The organism is Streptomyces sp. NPDC025618 (assembly GCF_055558795.1).
The window spans coordinates 139,204-154,561 of record NZ_JBVHLW010000002.1; the positions used below are offsets into that span (position 1 = coordinate 139,204).

General features: G+C 70.9%; 14 protein-coding genes and 3 tRNA genes. 9 read left to right on the forward strand and 8 right to left on the reverse strand.

What is annotated here, in order from left to right:
• Positions 1-91: 91 nt before the first annotated feature.
• The 6 genes from ACZ4A5_RS02830 to ACZ4A5_RS02855 all read left to right on the forward strand — a co-directional run bounded on the left by ACZ4A5_RS02830 (position 92) and on the right by ACZ4A5_RS02855 (position 4,582).
• Positions 92-1,162, forward strand: coding sequence for an N-6 DNA methylase (locus ACZ4A5_RS02830; RefSeq protein ID WP_467577701.1), 1,071 nt, complete (start codon positions 92-94; stop codon positions 1,160-1,162).
• Complete coding sequence (locus ACZ4A5_RS02835; RefSeq protein ID WP_467577704.1) at positions 1,159-1,947, forward strand: adenine nucleotide alpha hydrolase family protein; 789 nt, start codon at positions 1,159-1,161, stop codon at positions 1,945-1,947. The genes ACZ4A5_RS02830 and ACZ4A5_RS02835 overlap by 4 nt, the downstream gene beginning before the upstream one ends.
• A 57-nt stretch (positions 1,948-2,004) precedes the next feature.
• Entirely contained in the window at positions 2,005-2,361 is a 357-nt protein-coding gene (locus ACZ4A5_RS02840; RefSeq protein WP_467577707.1) for a hypothetical protein, read from the forward strand.
• 61 nt (positions 2,362-2,422) lie between these two features.
• Entirely contained in the window at positions 2,423-3,079 is a 657-nt protein-coding gene (locus ACZ4A5_RS02845; RefSeq protein ID WP_467577709.1) for a hypothetical protein, read from the forward strand.
• A gap of 57 nt (positions 3,080-3,136) precedes the next feature.
• Positions 3,137-3,484, forward strand: a complete 348-nt coding sequence (locus tag ACZ4A5_RS02850) for a hypothetical protein (RefSeq protein ID WP_467577712.1) — start codon at positions 3,137-3,139, stop codon at positions 3,482-3,484.
• A gap of 69 nt (positions 3,485-3,553) precedes the next feature.
• The gene (locus ACZ4A5_RS02855; RefSeq protein WP_467577715.1) at positions 3,554-4,582 is read left to right on the forward strand and encodes a YgjP-like metallopeptidase domain-containing protein; all 1,029 of its coding nucleotides are present in this window, start codon (positions 3,554-3,556) and stop codon (positions 4,580-4,582) included.
• Positions 4,583-4,662: 80 nt separating this feature from the next.
• Here ACZ4A5_RS02855 and ACZ4A5_RS02860 read toward each other — a convergent pair whose 3' ends face one another.
• A complete protein-coding gene (locus ACZ4A5_RS02860) occupies positions 4,663-4,869 on the reverse strand; it encodes a helix-turn-helix transcriptional regulator (RefSeq protein ID WP_467577718.1) in 207 nt (68 codons plus the stop codon).
• A gap of 154 nt (positions 4,870-5,023) precedes the next feature.
• Here ACZ4A5_RS02860 and ACZ4A5_RS02865 point away from each other — a divergent pair, with 154 nt between their 5' ends.
• The gene (locus tag ACZ4A5_RS02865) at positions 5,024-6,607 is read left to right on the forward strand and encodes a tyrosine-type recombinase/integrase (RefSeq protein WP_467577721.1); all 1,584 of its coding nucleotides are present in this window, start codon (positions 5,024-5,026) and stop codon (positions 6,605-6,607) included.
• 127 nt (positions 6,608-6,734) lie between these two features.
• On the opposite strand, the gene ACZ4A5_RS02870 is transcribed toward ACZ4A5_RS02865, so the two are convergent.
• The 3 genes from ACZ4A5_RS02870 to ACZ4A5_RS02880 all read right to left on the reverse strand — a co-directional run bounded on the left by ACZ4A5_RS02870 (position 6,735) and on the right by ACZ4A5_RS02880 (position 7,138).
• Positions 6,735-6,808, reverse strand: a tRNA-Ile gene (locus ACZ4A5_RS02870).
• Positions 6,809-6,984: 176 nt separating this feature from the next.
• A tRNA-Asn gene (locus ACZ4A5_RS02875) sits at positions 6,985-7,060 on the reverse strand.
• 5 nt (positions 7,061-7,065) lie between these two features.
• Positions 7,066-7,138, reverse strand: a tRNA-Asn gene (locus ACZ4A5_RS02880).
• Positions 7,139-7,347: 209 nt separating this feature from the next.
• On the opposite strand from ACZ4A5_RS02880, the gene ACZ4A5_RS02885 reads away from it, so the two are divergent.
• Positions 7,348-7,647 (forward strand): YtxH domain-containing protein, encoded by a 300-nt coding sequence (locus ACZ4A5_RS02885; RefSeq protein WP_398871628.1) that lies wholly within the window; start codon positions 7,348-7,350, stop codon positions 7,645-7,647.
• A gap of 42 nt (positions 7,648-7,689) precedes the next feature.
• Positions 7,690-9,114 carry an FGGY family carbohydrate kinase gene (locus tag ACZ4A5_RS02890; RefSeq protein ID WP_467577725.1) on the forward strand — a complete coding sequence of 475 codons (1,425 nt, stop codon included), beginning with the start codon at positions 7,690-7,692 and terminating at the stop codon, positions 9,112-9,114.
• A gap of 30 nt (positions 9,115-9,144) precedes the next feature.
• Here the strand turns inward: ACZ4A5_RS02890 and ACZ4A5_RS02895 are convergent, their stop codons facing one another.
• From ACZ4A5_RS02895 to ACZ4A5_RS02910, 4 genes are all read right to left on the reverse strand, one after another.
• A complete protein-coding gene (locus ACZ4A5_RS02895) occupies positions 9,145-10,338 on the reverse strand; it encodes an RNA polymerase sigma factor (RefSeq protein WP_467577727.1) in 1,194 nt (397 codons plus the stop codon).
• 312 nt (positions 10,339-10,650) lie between these two features.
• A complete protein-coding gene (gene dnaG, locus ACZ4A5_RS02900; RefSeq protein WP_467577729.1) occupies positions 10,651-12,549 on the reverse strand; it encodes a DNA primase in 1,899 nt (632 codons plus the stop codon).
• Positions 12,550-12,599: 50 nt separating this feature from the next.
• Positions 12,600-13,865 carry an NAD(P)/FAD-dependent oxidoreductase gene (locus ACZ4A5_RS02905; protein ID WP_467577731.1) on the reverse strand — a complete coding sequence of 422 codons (1,266 nt, stop codon included), beginning with the start codon at positions 13,863-13,865 and terminating at the stop codon, positions 12,600-12,602.
• Positions 13,866-14,028: 163 nt separating this feature from the next.
• Positions 14,029-15,354, reverse strand: a complete 1,326-nt coding sequence (locus ACZ4A5_RS02910; RefSeq protein WP_467577733.1) for a deoxyguanosinetriphosphate triphosphohydrolase — start codon at positions 15,352-15,354, stop codon at positions 14,029-14,031.
• Positions 15,355-15,358: the final 4 nt, after the last annotated feature.

A 15,358-nucleotide genomic window follows, 5' to 3' on the forward strand; every position in this document is an offset into this window, starting at 1 on the left:
AGCCCCATCCGCGCCCGATCCCCTACCCACCCCGCGACCCACGGGGCGGGGCGAAGCGCGCCCACCACCCACCACGGAGAGTGACGCGAGAATGACTCAACTCGATCTGTTCGCCAGCATCGACACCCCCGACGAGCTGCCCCGCCCCAAGGCGGCAGCGAAGATCCCCGCCACGTTCACTAACTCCAAGCCGGCCACCGCGCCCTCGACCCCGGCCGCCAAGCCCGCTGCCGCCCCCGCGCCCGCCGCTTCGGTCCGCTCCCTGCGTCCCCGCCTGCCGAAGAACCCCCACGAGACGGCCATGCGGCTCGGCGAGGCCGTTTCCTCCACCTGGCACACACAGCAAGGCGGCACCGCCATCGAGGTACCCATCGGCATCGTCGCCGCCCTCGCCCTCATCCGCCCCAAGGCCCCCAAAGGCCCGGACCTCGCCCGACAGATCCTCAGCCAGGACGACGACGAGCTGATCAAGATGTACCGCCAGATATGGGCCGGGCACTGGATGCAGCGCCCCGACCTCATCGACCGCGCCCGCATCCTCCACGAGTGGCTCAACGACGACGAACACAACAAACACCGCCTGTACGTCACCCGGGCCGTCACCAAGGCCGCGCTGCGGAACGGGATCTTCGACCTGACCGGTCACGACGACCCCTACTTCCGGGCCGCAACCGACGTGCTGTCACCCGTCATGGCCCTCACCCGCTCTGACGGCGCACAGAAGGGGCTGGGCGAGTACCACACCCCCGCCCCCGTGGCCGAGGCGATGGGCCACATCCTCATGGCGGGCTTCGCCATGAGGGAACCGCGTCCGGGAGAGCACATCCATGACCCGGCGTGCGGCAGTGGCGGCCTCCTGCGTGCAGCCGCGCAGGGCATGCGCGAACGCGGACTTGATCCGGCTTCCGTGCGCTGGTCGGGCGTCGACATCGACCAGATCGCCGCCGCCTGTACAGCCGTCAACGCGATCATCTGGGGGCTCGGCCCCCGTGTGACCGTCGCCTGTGCCGACATCCTCGTCCACCCTGACGCCGTAGAGCAGGCCGCAAAGGAAGCGCGCGCCATCATCGAGCACCGCGACCAGCTCTTCGGCCGAGCCGCCGTGATCGGCGCAGTGCGCAAGGCCCAGCGCCTCCTCGACCAGGTGGTGGCGGCCGCGTGAGGGTCATCAGCTACGGCGGCGGCGTGCAGTCCACCGCCCTCCTCGTCCTGGCCGCCCAGCGCGAAATCCCCTACCGCACTTTCCTGTTCGCGAACACGGGCGACGACAGCGAAGATCCCCGCACCCTCAACTACGTCCGCCACATCGCATCTGGCTACGCGACCAAGCGCGGCATCGACCTGCACATCCTGGACCGGCGCACCCGCTACGGCGAGTTGGAGACGCTGTGGGGCCGCATGATGCGCCGCGACTCCCGCGCCCTTCCCATACCCGTCCGGATGAGCAACGGCAAACCCGGCAAACGCAGTTGCACCACGGACTTCAAGGTCAAGGTCATCGGCAAGTGGCTGAAGTTCCACGGCGCGAGCGTCGAGAACCCCGCGGACGTCGGCATCGGCATCAGCCTCGACGAGATCAGCCGGGCCACCAACCGCCGCAACGAACCGTACGAGCGCATCCACTACCCGCTGCTCGACCTCGGGCTCCGCCGCACCGACTGCATCGAGATCATCCGCAAGGCCGGGCTGCTGCTCCCCAACAAATCCGCCTGCTTCTTCTGCCCCTTCAAGTCGTTGCACTCCTGGGCCAAGATGCACCGCGACCGCCCGCAGCTGTTCCGCCAGGCGTGCCACCTCGAAGACATCCTCAACATCCGGCGCCAACACGACCAGCGGGACCCCGTCTTCCTCACCAGCACGGGCCGCCCCCTGCGTGAAGCCATCACCCGCGCTCAGGACGAACTCCCCATCGACGTCGGCTGTGACTCCGGCTGGTGCATGACCTGACCGGTCGTCGACACGTCACCTACATCCCCCTTCTTTACCGAAAAGGACATCTTTGCCATGCCCGCAGCCACTGCCCTGCGCATCGCCGTCGACGGCACCCTGACCGAACTCGACCTCACCGAGTACCCGGGCCAGCAGGCCAAGGCCCTCGCCCGAGCCCTCCTCGACGCTCCCGAGGTCATCGCGTACATCCACCGTCCCGCGGGCTGCCTCGCGGTGATCGCTGGCCTGAACCGCGCGCGATCGCTCCCGAACTTTCACGCCGGCATCGCGCTGGAAGACCTCTCGACCGAATTCCACGACGCGATGGGAGCGGTCGTCTTCACCGGCTACCGCCACAACGGCGACCTCGTCGCGCTCCCGGACGACGTCTACAGCCTCATTCGCAACGTCTGCTCCCGCACCACCAACTGACCCATCACCGCCACGGGGCAGCGGTGGCCGCTGCCCCACCACACCGCCGAAAGGGCAACGCATGAACGTCAACTACAGCCGCAACGCCATCCGTGAACTCCTTGAAACCGTCGATCACCCGCTGCCGCGCTACGACATCATGCAGCGCCTCGTCTGGGCCGCCGGCGCGGACCCCACCGTCTACCGAACGATCAACGACATCCGCGACGCCAAGATCGCGGGCAACACCTTGGAGTTCTTCAACAACTTGGACGTCATGCGCACCGACGGCAATCTGGTCCTGCTGCGCACCACCGAATGGCGCCGCATCCTCGGCCTGCGCTTCAACCCGGAGCTCCGGATCAACGGCGGGGGCAGCTACCAGTACGCCACCCGCGCCCAGCACGAACGCTGGCAGGCCGAATCCAACCACCCGGCCCAGATCCTCGCGCAGATCCAGACCCGTCTCGATCCCGACGGTGTGCTGCCGCATGTCTCCGTGGCACGCAACGATCTCGCGGTCCTGCTCAAGCTGGCCGTGGAACGCATTCAGCTCCGCCCGTCGTCGGCCACCTCCTCCGGGCCGGAGCCACACAGCACCATGACGGCCGATCGCATCGCGGAGATCCGTTCCAAGGCCGCATCCGAGTTCCGCGACTGGGAGTGGGCCGACACCGTCATCGACGAACTCCTCGGCGAAGTCGAACGCCTCAGCTCCTTCAGCACGGGCAGCAGCTGACTCCACGGCCTCCGAACCCGTCCCCTTCACCCACGCCCCGCCGAACTCGGAGAAACCGTGCAGAACAGCGAACCAGCAACCACACCCTTCATCGTCACTGAACCCCTGCCCGACCCCCTGCCCGCAAGCAAGCTCCAGGTGGGCGACACCTTCGCCTTCCCCGAGGACCCGACCCCGCTCACCGTGCTCAACGCACGAGCCGACAGCCGCTTCACCGGGTTCCGGCTCCTCCACGTCGACGGCTCCGACCTGCCCTTGTGCATACGTGAGACGGAAGACGTCCGGCCGCTGCGCATGCCGCGGACCTTCCACCTGCCCTGCTTCCTGTGCGGCACCGAGACCCGTTCCGATCTCGACCTCGCCACCAACGGGGAACCGAAAATCCTCGTCTGCGCCCGGCACTGACCACCCCTGAACCGGCGGGGCCGTCACCCACAGCGGCCCCGCCCTCCACATCTGCTTCAAGGACACCAGATGACCGCGTGTGCAACAGAGCGCCGCGTAGCCACAAAGAGCTTCGTCTTCACCCTGTGCACCACAAACCGCACCACCTTCGGCATCACCATCAGCCACACCGGAGACGTCGTAGTCCGCGGCCCTCACGGCACCACCGACGAGCAAGCCATCGACCTCGTTTACCGGCGCCGGGAGTGGATCTACCGTCAGCTGAAACACTTCAAGGAGACCGCCCCCGACGGCCACGTCAAGGAGCTGATCGGCGGCACCACATTCGTTGTCCTCGGCCACGGACACCGGCTGCGCATCGTCAACGACGCCGACCAGGACCAGCCGCTCGTCCAACACCGGTGGAGCGAGAGAGGGCCGTGGCTCCACATGCGCAGCACCACGGCCCGCAACGCCGAGGCAGCCCGCGAAGAGCTGATCGGCTTCTACACCCGCACCGGCCAGGAGTGGCTGGACACCCACGCTCCGTCCATCACCCGGCAAACGACCACCCCCGACCTGCCGATGAAGATGTCCACGCGCATGCGCACGAACTGGGCCTACTTCCACCCGGACCGGGGGCTCACCCTCCACTGGGCCACCGCCCAGCTGTCCACGGTCTGCATCCGGGAACTGATCCACCGCACGCTCGGCCTGCACAGCGTCACGCACAACCACCTGTACGAGCGAGCCCTCCGTACCCTGTGGATCGGTGACCTCCGGCCGCACCGCGCCCTCGCCCCGACCACTCAGCCGTGCCGAGAGTGCAGCGCGGCCGTTAATACCCTCCACGCGGAGAACTGCTCCTCGGCCCTGTGCGCCCGCACCGGCCGCCAGCGGAGCGACTGCGGGCATTCGGACGCGGCCTGCAACACCGTCTGGAGCGGCCAGCACCCGCACCTCGCGGCGTGCATCGAGTACGGCTTCTTCTGCCGCGCAACCTCCGACGGGTACGAACCGTGCAACGCCCGCGCCCCCCGGGCCCTGCCGGACTACAACCGCGTGTACCGAGAATGCCGGTGGTCAGCCGCAGAGCAGCGCATGGTCCTCGACGCCTGACCGGCCGTCCGGATTCCCGTGTGGTGGAGCGTCGAAGCACCGGTCCACCACACGCGGCGGCGCTCCCGGCCGGCCACGGCTCAGGCTCCGAGCAGCTCCCACAGCGAGGCAGTCGACACCTTCGTGGAGCCGCCCAACGGCAGGGTCCGAACCGGGAACGTGCCCTCCTTGATCAGGCGGTAAGCCGTGGTCCGCCCGATGCCCAGGGCCCGTGCGGCGGTCACCACGCTGACCAACGGCGGCAGCGCCCGAAGCTCCTCCCACGACATCGCGGCACCCTCGTGCACGCCCTCAACGACAGAAGCAACAAATGTAGCCATAGGTGGTCAAACCAATCTCCCCGCGCCACCTGACCGAAAGAATACGGCCACAGGCGGAAAATCGCGCTCGATACCGAAGGATCAGGCAGGACCCGGCACACCTGGAACATGTGGGGAGTCCATGCCCGAGATCAGCTACTACCGGCGGTGCACCTGCCGAGCACCCAAGCTCGACGCCGACGGCAACCCGATCCTCAAAGCCGACGGGAAACCCCGTCTCAGGGAGCTCGGCGCAAGCTGCCCAGACCTCCCAAAGAAAAACCACGGGTCCTGGTACTTCTTCGTCGAGCTCGAACCCGACGCCAACAACCACCGCCGCCGCGTACGCCGAGGCGGCCATCGCACCAAGACCGACGCCGAGAAAGCGGCGGACAAGGTCGTCAAGGAAGCCGACCAGGGCGTCGACGTGCTCTCCAACGAGACCGTCGGCGAGTACCTGACCCGCTGGCTCAAGAGCAAACGACGCCTCGCCCGCACGACCGCCAACGGTTACAAGGCGCACATCGACCTCTACCTGATGCCCCATCTGGGCCGCTACCGCCTCCGCGATCTGCGCACCCATCACATCGACGCCATGTTCGATGCCATCCACAAGGAGAACGCCGAACGCCTCCTCCATCGCGCCCGCGTCGAAGAGGCCAAGCTCGAATGCGCAGCCAAGAAGCAGGCATGGGAAACCTGCATGCGCAGCACTCGCCCGGGTTCCGAGGTACGCCAGAAGGCCCGGCGCGCCTTCCTGGACGCCAACGACGCAGTGAAGGCCATCAGCAGGGACCTGCGGAAGATCACCAGCGCAGCCACCCAGCACTCAATCAACCGCACCCTCTCGTCCGCCCTCGGACATGCCGTCAAGCGACAGCTCATCAGCCGCAACTGGGCGGCCCTCGTCGAACTGCCGCCGGCCACCCGCCCCAAGGCCCTGGTGTGGAGCGACGAGCGCGTACAGCGGTGGCTCCAGACCGGCGAGCGACCCTCCCCGGTCATGGTCTGGACCCCCGAGCAGACCGGGCGCTTCCTCGACCTCATGGTGCCCGACCGGCTCTACCCGCTCTGGCACATCTTCGTCTTCCTGGGCCTGCGGCGCGGCGAGGCGTGTGCACTCACCTGGTCCGAGATCGACCTGGACAACGGCTGGCTGCGCGTCTCGGCACAGATAGTCGACGTCGCCTACCGCACGTACGCCGAAGCTCCGAAGGCGGACAGCGTCCGCTCCATCCGGCTCAGCGAGGAGGCCGTCGAGGTCCTGCGCGAGTGGCGAGCCGAGCAGGAGCGCGAGCGGGCCGCCATGGAGGCCGCGGGCGCCTGGGTCGAGACCGGGTTCGTCTTCACCCAGGAGAACGGCGAGGGCTTTCACCCGGACTGGCTCAGCCGACGCTTCAAGCGCCTGGTCGAGATCTACGAGCTGCCGCCGGTCCGCCTGCACGACCTGCGTCACGGCTCGGCCACCCTGGCTCTCGTCGGCGGCGCCGACATCAAGGTGGTCCAGGAGCGCCTGGGGCACTCCTCACGGCAGATCACCTCGGACACGTACACGAGCGTCGTTCCGCAGCTGATGCGCGCGGAGGCCGAGGCCACCGTCGCCGTCGTGCCCCGTGCAGCCAAGACCACAAAACCGGCGGCCCAGGAAATGACTCCGAAGGAGGCTGCGGCACCGGCTTCGTCCCCGCAGCCCGTCCCCGCAGAGCCCGTTCTGGCAGCTGCCTAGCCCTTCGTCCCCGCTTCGTCCCCGCAGGGCCCTGATCAGGGAAAACAGAAGGGCCGCCATGGTGTCCATGGCGGCCCTTCTACTGCTCCAGTGCAGGTCAGAACGTTTCTGCACTGCTACCGCGAAGTGGGGCGGGTGGGACTCGAACCCACGGCCGACGGATTATGAGTCCGCTGCTCTAACCGGCTGAGCTACCGCCCCGTTCACGGCGCGTCGCGCACATCTGTGCGCGCCGTCTGCCGCAGCATAGCCGCTCATACGATCTGCTGCCCTGGTGGGGCCTTTTTGCGTGACCGACCTGACCATGAGGACTTCGATCACGCCGGGTTGGTTCCCGCCCGGACGCAAAAAAGGACCCCTGAGGGGTCCTGATCCGCTGGCTCCCCCGACTGGACTCGAACCAGTAACCTGCCGATTAACAGTCGGCTGCTCTGCCAATTGAGCTACAGGGGATCGCGCTCCCCCGACTGGACTCGAACCAGTAACCTGCCGGTTAACAGCCGGCTGCTCTGCCAATTGAGCTACAGGGGATTGCTGCGTGTGCCTCGAATGCTCTGCCGTCCGGTCTTCCGGGCGGCGTGCGCTCGCTGCGACACATACATTAGCGCAAGCAGGGGGGTGCTCCGCCAATCGGTACCCCGGGAGTGACCTTCGCACCCGGGGGGTAGGCGCGAAGCACAGCCCGGCGGCCCCCGTGAAACGCGTGGGGCGCGAGGGATCCGAGGGAAGGGTGGAGCGGGATGCGCTACCGGCTGACGTTCATCGTCGGAGCAGCCGTCGGGTACGTGCTCGGCGCACGGGCCGGCCGCGAGCGGTACGAACAGCTTCGGAAGGGAGCGCAGCGGGTCGCCCAGAACCCCGCCGTCCGCAATACGGCGGAGTCCGCCGCGCAGAACGGCCGGGCCATGGCCGCCCGGGCCTTCGACAAGGTCGGCGACAAGATGGGCGACAAGATGCCGGGCGCGATCGGCGACCGGGTCCGCTCCCTGCGCGAGCGCGGCCAGGGCAACGACGACGACTGGGGCACCAGCAACACCTGACCGGATGAGGGCCGGAGCGCGTCCGTTTGGCATCATCACCGCATGGGCATAGTCGCCGGGCTGGACAGTTCCACCGAAAGCACACGGATCGTCGTCTGCGACGCGGACACAGGGGCCGTGCTCCGTCAGGGGTACGCACCGCACCCCTCGACCCCCGAAGGTGATCCACAGGCGTGGCTGATGTCGCTCGGCGACGCCGCCGCGGGCGGGCTGCTGGAAGGCGTGCAGGCCATCGGCGTCTCGGCGCAGCAGGGACTCATCGCGCTGGACGCGGGCGGCGTGCTCGTGCGGCCCGCGATGCTCGGCAACGACAAGCGGATGCAGGCCGCGGCGGCCGACCTCACGGACGCGCTCGGCGGCCGCGCGGCCTGGGCGCAGGCCGTCGGGTCCGTGCCCCAGCCCGGCCAGGTGCCGGCGAGGCTGCGCTGGCTGGCGCGCAACGAACCGGAGTCGGCGACGCGGACGGCCGCGGTGCTCCAGCCGCACGACTGGCTGGTCTGGCAGCTGCTGGGCCGGCCGGTGCGGCGCACGACGGACCGCGGCGACGCCTCCGGCACCGGCTGCTGGTCGGCGGCGACCGGCTCCTGGCGGCCGGATCTCGTGGAGCTGGCCCTGGGCCACCCGGTGACGCTGCCCGATGTGCTCGCCCCCGCGGAGCCCGCCGGGCACACCCCCGAGGGACTGCTGATCTCCGCGGGCACGGGCGAGACGATGGCCGCCGCCTTCGGGCTCGGCGTCGGCGCCGGCGACGCGGTGATCTCCCTGGGCGCCTCCGGCTCGGTCTTCGCCGTGCACCACGAGGCGCTCGTCGACCCCACCGGCATCATCACCTCCTTCGCGGACGCGACCGGCATGCACCTGCCCGTGGTGCACACCCTCAACGCGGTCCGGGTGCTGCGCGGCACCGCCGAGCTGCTGGGCACGGACCTCGCGGGCCTGTCCGAGCTGGCGCTGCGCTCCTCGCCCGGGTCGTACGGCATGGTGCTGCTCCCCTATCTGGAGGGCGAGCGCACCCCGCATCTGCCGCACACCGCGGGCACCCTGACCGGGCTGCGCCGGGAGAGCATGAAGGCCGAGCACCTGGCGCGGGCCGCGTTCGAGGGGATGCTCTGCGGGCTCACGGACGCCCTCGACGTGCTGCGCACGCGCGGGGTGCAGGTGCGGCGGGTCTTCCTGCTGGGCGCCGCGGCCGAGCTGCCCGCCGTGCAGGCGATCGCGCCGTCGCTCTTCGGCGCGCAGGTCGTCGTCCCGCAGCCCGCGGACTACGCGGCGCTGGGCGCGGCGCGGCAGGCGGCCTGGGCGCTCGGCGTCCAGCACGGCACGCTGTCGCCGCAGCGGCCCCCGCTGTGGCCCGCGGCGGCCGGCCAGGTCCTCGAGGCCACGGGCGAGGAGATGCCGGTGGGGCAGGCGGTGCGGCAGCAGTACGTGACCGTGCGCGAGCAGACCCACCCCGGGGCGTTCCAGTAGGCGATCCCGTACGCCGGCGGACGGCGCGGCTCAGTCCAGATAGCCGCGGAGCTGGTCCGCGAAGGCGTGGTCGCGGAGCTTGTTGAGGGTCTTGGACTCGATCTGGCGGATGCGTTCGCGCGTGACGCCGAAGATCCGGCCGATCTCCTCCAGGGTGCGGGGGCGGCCGTCCGCCAGCCCGTACCGCAGCTGCACGACCTTGCGCTCGCGCTCGCCGAGCGTCGAGAGGACGGCTTCCAGGTGCTCGCGGAGCAGCAGGAACGCGGCCGACTCCACGGGTGAGGTCGCGTCGCCGTCCTCTATGAGGTCACCGAGGGCGACGTCGTCCTCCTCCCCGACGGGCGCGTGCAGCGACACCGGTTCCTGGGCGAGGCGCAGCACCTCGCTGACCCGCTCCTGGGTCAGGTCGAGCTGGGCGGCGACCTCCTCGGCGGTGGGCTCGTAGCCCTGCTCCTGGAGCATGCGGCGCTGGACGCGGACGACACGGTTGATCAGCTCGACGACGTGGACGGGGACGCGGATCGTCCGCGCCTGGTCGGCGAGCGCGCGGGACATGGCCTGGCGGATCCACCAGGTCGCGTATGTGGAGAACTTGTAGCCCCGGGCGTAGTCGAATTTCTCAACTGCCCTGATCAGGCCGAGGTTTCCCTCCTGCACCAGGTCGAGCATGGTGAGGCCGCGGCCGATGTAGCGCTTGGCGACGGAGACGACCAGGCGCAGGTTCGCCTCGATCAGGCGGCGCTTGGCCATCCGGCCGAGGACCACCAGGCGGTCGAGATCCAGGGCGAGTTGGGTGTCGAGGTCGGGGGTGTTGCCCAGCTTCTCCTCGGCGAAGAGACCGGCCTCGACGCAGCGGGCCAGGTCCACCTCCTCGGCCGCGGAGAGCAGCGGGATCCGGCCGATCTCGCGGAGGTACTGGCGGAAGAGGTCGGAGGACGGGCCGCCGGTGTCGGCGCGGGCCGCCTCGGCCTGGGGTGCTTCGTCGGCGGCCTCCGCGCCGCCGGACTCGATGCCGGCTCGGGCGGCCGGTGGCGGTCCCGGCTCGGGGCCGGGGGCCGGTGACGCCTCGCCGGAGAGGCTCTCACAGCCGGGTGGCTCGGCCTGCTGCGGCACGGCGGGGGCCGTATCGGCCGGAGAGCGGGTCGGCGTCTGGGGCCGGGTCGGGGTCCGGGTCTGCACGGGGGCGACCTCCAAGGTGATCGCTGCCGGTTCGGGGGGTGGCATGCGACGAAGGGGCGGCAGCGGCCGGGGCGGCGTCCGTCCCGTGGTTCAAGGGCGACTTCGCGGAGGTTTCCGGGTCCCTGCGACCGGACCAGGTACCGCCCACCAGTGTGGGGTACGACACAGGTCCGCCACGAGGGGCGTGCGGGCACTTTCTGAGTCCGCTTCGTGACCTGGGGTTACGAGGGAAGGGTGCCTTACGGGCCGGGGGCCGGCCCGGGGAGCCACATCAGCCACATCAAGCCCGGCGGGCGCTCCACCGCGGGCGCGATGAGCCGCGGACGAAGACGGACCGGCACCCGGAAAGGGCCCGCGCTACAGCGCGGCCGCGCCGCGGTCCTTGAGCGCCCGGCCGTACTGCTCCAGCACCCACAACTCGTTCTGCACGGCGGCCAGATGCTCCGGCGCGGCGTCCGCGCCCAGCCGGACCAGGCTGCCCTGGACCTCCTTGACGCGCCGCTCCACGGCCCGCAGGCGGACCTGGACCAGCTGCATCCCGGCGTAGATCTCGTCGACGCTCTTGTGCCGGATCGCCTCGACGGCCAGCTCCGTGACCAGCCCGCGGACAGTGTCGTCGGGGGCCGCGTCCCGCACGCGCGTGAGGTAGTCGGCGGGGGCGTCGGTGACGCCGCCGGCCTGCTCGATGGCGCGGCGGACCGCCACGTACGGCTCGGCGGTGAACTCGTCCTCACCGTAGGCGTCGAAGGCGGGGGCGACGAGATCGGGGCGCTGGAGGGCGAGCTTCAGCAGCTCACGCTCGGTGAGCTGGGCCGGGCTGCGGAGGTTGAGGGCGGGGCCGCGCACGCCGCGGGGGGCCGCAGGCTGGGGCGCCGCGGCGGTGGCGCGGTGCGTACGCCCCTGGTCCGGGCGGTTGCCGCGCTCGCGGGCCCAGCGGGCGAGCTGGCCGACGCGCATGACGACGAACTGCGTGTCGAGGATGCCGAGCAGCCCGGCGAGGCGCACCGCGTACTGGTGGCGGATCGAGCTGTCCTTGATGCCCGCGACGATCGGCGCGGCCTCCTCCAGGGCGGCGGCCTGCCCCTCGGGGGTGTCGACCTCGTGCCGCTTGACCACGGAGCGGATCGCGAACTCGAAGAGGGGGGTGCTGTCCTCGACGAGCCGGCGCACGGCCTCGTCGCCCTGGTCGAGGCGGAGCTCGCAGGGGTCCATGCCGCCGGGGCTGACGGCGATGTTGGTGCCCGCGGCGAACTTCTGGTCGTCCTCGAAGGCGCGCAGGGCGGCGCGCTGGCCGGCGGCGTCGCCGTCGAAGGTGAAGATGACCTTCGAGCGGGAGTTGTCCATCAGCAGCCTGCGGAGGATCTTGACGTGGTCGGCCGCGAAGGCGGTGCCGCAGGTGGCGATGGCGGTGGTGACCCCGGCGAGGTGGCAGGCCATGACGTCGGTGTAGCCCTCGACGACGACGGCGCGGCTGGTCTTGGCGATGTCCTTCTTGGCGAGGTCGATGCCGTAGAGGACGTGCGACTTGCGGTAGAGGGGGGTCTCGGGGGTGTTGAGGTACTTCGGGCCGTTGTCGTCGTCGCGGAGCTTGCGGGCGCCGAAGCCGATGACCTCGCCGGTGATGTCGCGGATGGGCCACATCAGGCGGCCGCGGAAGCGGTCGATGGGCCGGCCGTTGCGGCTGTCCTGGGCGAGGCCGGAGAGGATCAGCTCCTTGTCGCTGAAGCCCTTGCCGCGCAGGAAGCGGGTGAGGTGGTCCCAGCCGGCCGGGCTGTAGCCGACGCCGAAGTGCTGGGCGGCGGCCTGGTCGAAGCCGCGCCCGGCGAGGAAGGCCCGGCCGATCTCCGCCTCGGGGCCGTCGAGCTGGTCTGCGTAGAACTTCGCGGCGTGCTTGTGCGCCTCGACCAGGCGGATGCGCTCGCCCTGCTGGCGGCCCGGGGTGTAGCCGCCCTCCTCGTAGCGCAGGGTGATGCCCGCCAGGCCGGCGAGCCGCTCGATGGTCTCGGCGAAGGAGAGATGGTCGATCTTCATGACGAAGTCGACGGTGTCCCCGCCCTCCTGGCAGCCGAAGCAGTAGAAGAGCCCCTTGGCGGGGCTGACCTGGAAGGACGGGGACTTCTCGTCGTGGAAGGGGCACAGGCCCTTGAGATTGCCGCCGCCGGCGTTGCGGAGCTGGAGGTATTCGGACACGACGGAGTCGATCGGGACCGCGTCCCGGACCGCCTTCACGTCGTCATCGTTGATCCGTCCTGCCACACGTGAATTCTACGGCCGGGACTCCGCCGCTCGAGCCGGACCTCCGGCGCTCACGGGGCGAGCAGCGACTCCAGCGGGACGGACGGGTCGGCCAGGGCGTCCGCGTCCAGGCGGGTGCCGGAGCGGATGAGGGCCTGGATCGTCTCGGTGACATCCCACACATTGACGTTCATGCCCGCGAGGAGGCGCCCCTCGGACAGCCAGAAGGCGATGAACTCGCGCTTGCCGACGTCCCCCCGGCAGACGACCTGGTCGTACGAGCCGGGCGGGGCGTAGCCGGAGTATTCGAGGCCCACGTCGTACTGGTCGGAGAAGAAGTAGGGCACCCGGTCGTGGACGACCTCCTGCCCGAGCATGGCGCGGGCGGCGGCGGGGCCGCTGTTGAGGGCGTTGGCCCAGTGCTCGACGCGCAGCCGGGTGCGCAGCCAGGGGTGCTCGGCGGCGGCGACGTCACCGGCGGCGTAGATGTCGGGGTCGGAGGTGCGCAGGGAGGCGTCGACGGCGATGCCGCCGCCGTCGGCGCGGTCGACGAGGGCGAGCCCCGCGGCTTCGGCGAGCGCGGTGCGCGGGGCGGCGCCGATGGCGGCGAGGACGTCGTGGGCGGGGTGCTCCTCGCCGTCGTCGGTGCGGGCCGCGAGGACCATGCCGTCGTGCCCGGCGATCTCGGTGAGGCGGGCGCCGAAGTGGAAGCGGACGCCGTGCTCGCTGTGCAGGTCGGTGAAGAGCTGGCCGAGCTCGGGCCCGAGCACGGTGTGCAGCGGCGTGGGCTCGGGCTCGACGACGGTCACCTCGGCGCCGTAGCCCCGGGCGGCGGCGGCGACCTCCAGGCCGATCCAGCCCGCTCCGGCGATGACGAGGTGGCCGTTGTCGCGGCCGAGGGAGGCGAGGACGCCGCGCAGCCGCTCGGCGTGGGAGAGGCGGCGCAGGTGGTGGACGCCGGCGAGGCCGGTGCCGGGGATCTCCAGGCGGCGGGGCTCGGAACCGGTGGCCAGCAGCAGCCGGTCGTAGTGGATGCGGGTGCCGTCGCCGAGGCGCACGGACCGCTCCTCGCGGTCGAGGTGGACGGCCGGCTGGCCGAGGTGCAGCTCGATGTCGGCCTGGGCGTACCAGGCGGGCTCGTGGACGAAGACGCTGTCGCGGTCGTCCTGGCCCGTGAGATACCCCTTCGAGAGCGGCGGCCGCTCGTAGGGGTGGTCACGTTCGTCGCAGATGAGGATCACACGCCCGGTGAAGCCCTCCGAGCGGAGGGTCTCGGCGGCCTTCGCGCCGGCCAGGCCCCCTCCGACGATGACGAACGTCTGGTGTGCGTCGACCACTTGCTGCCTCCTCGCTGCCACGCAGTGCGTCTGCGCTACCGCCCCCGGTCGAAAGCCCGTGCAGAGGGTCCCGCACGGAGTGCGCCGCCGGAAGAGGGACTACCCCGGACGGGTCCGTACCCGCATGGTGCGGGGGAAGTGCTCGGATTGTGTGGACATTCGGTCACCCTTTTGCCACAGTCCCCGCCCCGGTGAGCCGGGCGAGGAGCGTGCGCGCGGAGACGTCGGTGAGGGCGGCGATCTGGTCGACGACGGCGCGCAGCCGTCCGGCGTCGTCGTGCGCGGCGGCGAAGAGGGAGCGGAACTGCGGGTCGAGCCCGTCGGGCGCGCGGGCGACGAGCGCCTCGGCGAGCCCGGCGATGACGACGCGCTGGTCGGCGCGGAGCTTCTCCTGGTCGGGGCGCTGCATCACGAAGCGGTCGGCGACGGCCTTGAGGACGGCGCACTCCAGGCGGGTGGCGCGGGGCACGACGAGCTCGGCGCGATAGCGGGTGAGCGCGCCGGGGCGGTGCCCCCAGGCGGCGCGGGTGGCGGTCTCGGCCGCGAGGCAGAACCGGCCGATGAGCTGGCTGGTGGCGTCCTTGAGGCGGGCCTGGGCGACGGAGGAGCCGTCGTAGCCGTGCGGCCACCACTCCTGTTCGAGCAGCCGGTCGAGGGCCTCGGCGAGCTCCTCGGGCGCGGCGCCCGGGGCATAGCGGCCCGCCGCGACGGCGAAGACCTCGCCGCGCTCGGGGCCGGCGAGGAGCACGTTCGGGTCGAGGTGGCCGGCGTGCAGGCCGTCCTCCACGTCGTGGACGGAATAGGCCACGTCGTCGGACCAGTCCATGATCTGGGCCTCGAAGCTCCGTCTGTGCTCCGGGGCGCCCTGCCGCAGCCAGGTGAAGACGGGCATGTCGTCCGGATACACCCCGAACTTGCGGGAGTCCGGGTCCGTGGGGTGCCCGCCGCGCGGCCAGGGGTATTTGGTCGCCGCGTCGAGGGCGGCCCGGGTGAGGTTGAGGCCGACGCTGCACAGCTCACCGTCGCGGGGGACGAAGCGCTTGGGTTCGAGGCGGGTGAGCAGGCGCAGTGACTGGGCGTTGCCCTCGAATCCGCCGCAGGGCCCGGCGAATTCGTCGAGCGCCTGCTCGCCGTTGTGCCCGAAGGGCGGGTGGCCGAGGTCGTGGGCCAGGCAGGCGACCTCCACCAGGTCGGGGTCGCAGCCGAGGGCCGCGCCCAGCTCGCGGCCCACCTGCGCGCACTCCAGGGAGTGGGTCAGGCGCGTGCGCGGGCTGGCGTCCCACGCCTGGCCGCTGACGCCGGGCGTGACGACCTGGGTCTTCCCGGCGAGGCGGCGCAGCGCGGCGGAGTGCAGGACGCGCGCCCGGTCGCGCTGGAAGGCGGTGCGCCCCGGGCGCTTGTCGGGCTCGGGCGCCCAGCGCTCCAGGTCCGACGCCTCGTATCCGGCGATGCCGGGCTGTTCCTTGGCCGTCCGTGCTGTGCCGTTCATACCC

Excerpts from the sequence above, each read along its gene's own strand:
- ACZ4A5_RS02845 (WP_467577709.1), top strand. The coding sequence starts at position 2,423 with ATGAACGTCAACTACAGCCGCAACGCCATCCGTGAACTCCTTGAAACC.
- ACZ4A5_RS02895 (WP_467577727.1), bottom strand. The coding sequence starts at position 10,338 with ATGCCACCCCCCGAACCGGCAGCGATCACCTTGGAGGTCGCCCCCGTG.
- ACZ4A5_RS02910 (WP_467577733.1), bottom strand. The coding sequence starts at position 15,354 with ATGAACGGCACAGCACGGACGGCCAAGGAACAGCCCGGCATCGCCGGA.
- ACZ4A5_RS02890 (WP_467577725.1), top strand. The coding sequence starts at position 7,690 with ATGGGCATAGTCGCCGGGCTGGACAGTTCCACCGAAAGCACACGGATC.
- ACZ4A5_RS02885 (WP_398871628.1), top strand. The coding sequence starts at position 7,348 with ATGCGCTACCGGCTGACGTTCATCGTCGGAGCAGCCGTCGGGTACGTG.
- ACZ4A5_RS02855 (WP_467577715.1), top strand. The coding sequence starts at position 3,554 with ATGACCGCGTGTGCAACAGAGCGCCGCGTAGCCACAAAGAGCTTCGTC.
- ACZ4A5_RS02830 (WP_467577701.1), top strand. The coding sequence starts at position 92 with ATGACTCAACTCGATCTGTTCGCCAGCATCGACACCCCCGACGAGCTG.
- ACZ4A5_RS02865 (WP_467577721.1), top strand. The coding sequence starts at position 5,024 with ATGCCCGAGATCAGCTACTACCGGCGGTGCACCTGCCGAGCACCCAAG.
- ACZ4A5_RS02840 (WP_467577707.1), top strand. The coding sequence starts at position 2,005 with ATGCCCGCAGCCACTGCCCTGCGCATCGCCGTCGACGGCACCCTGACC.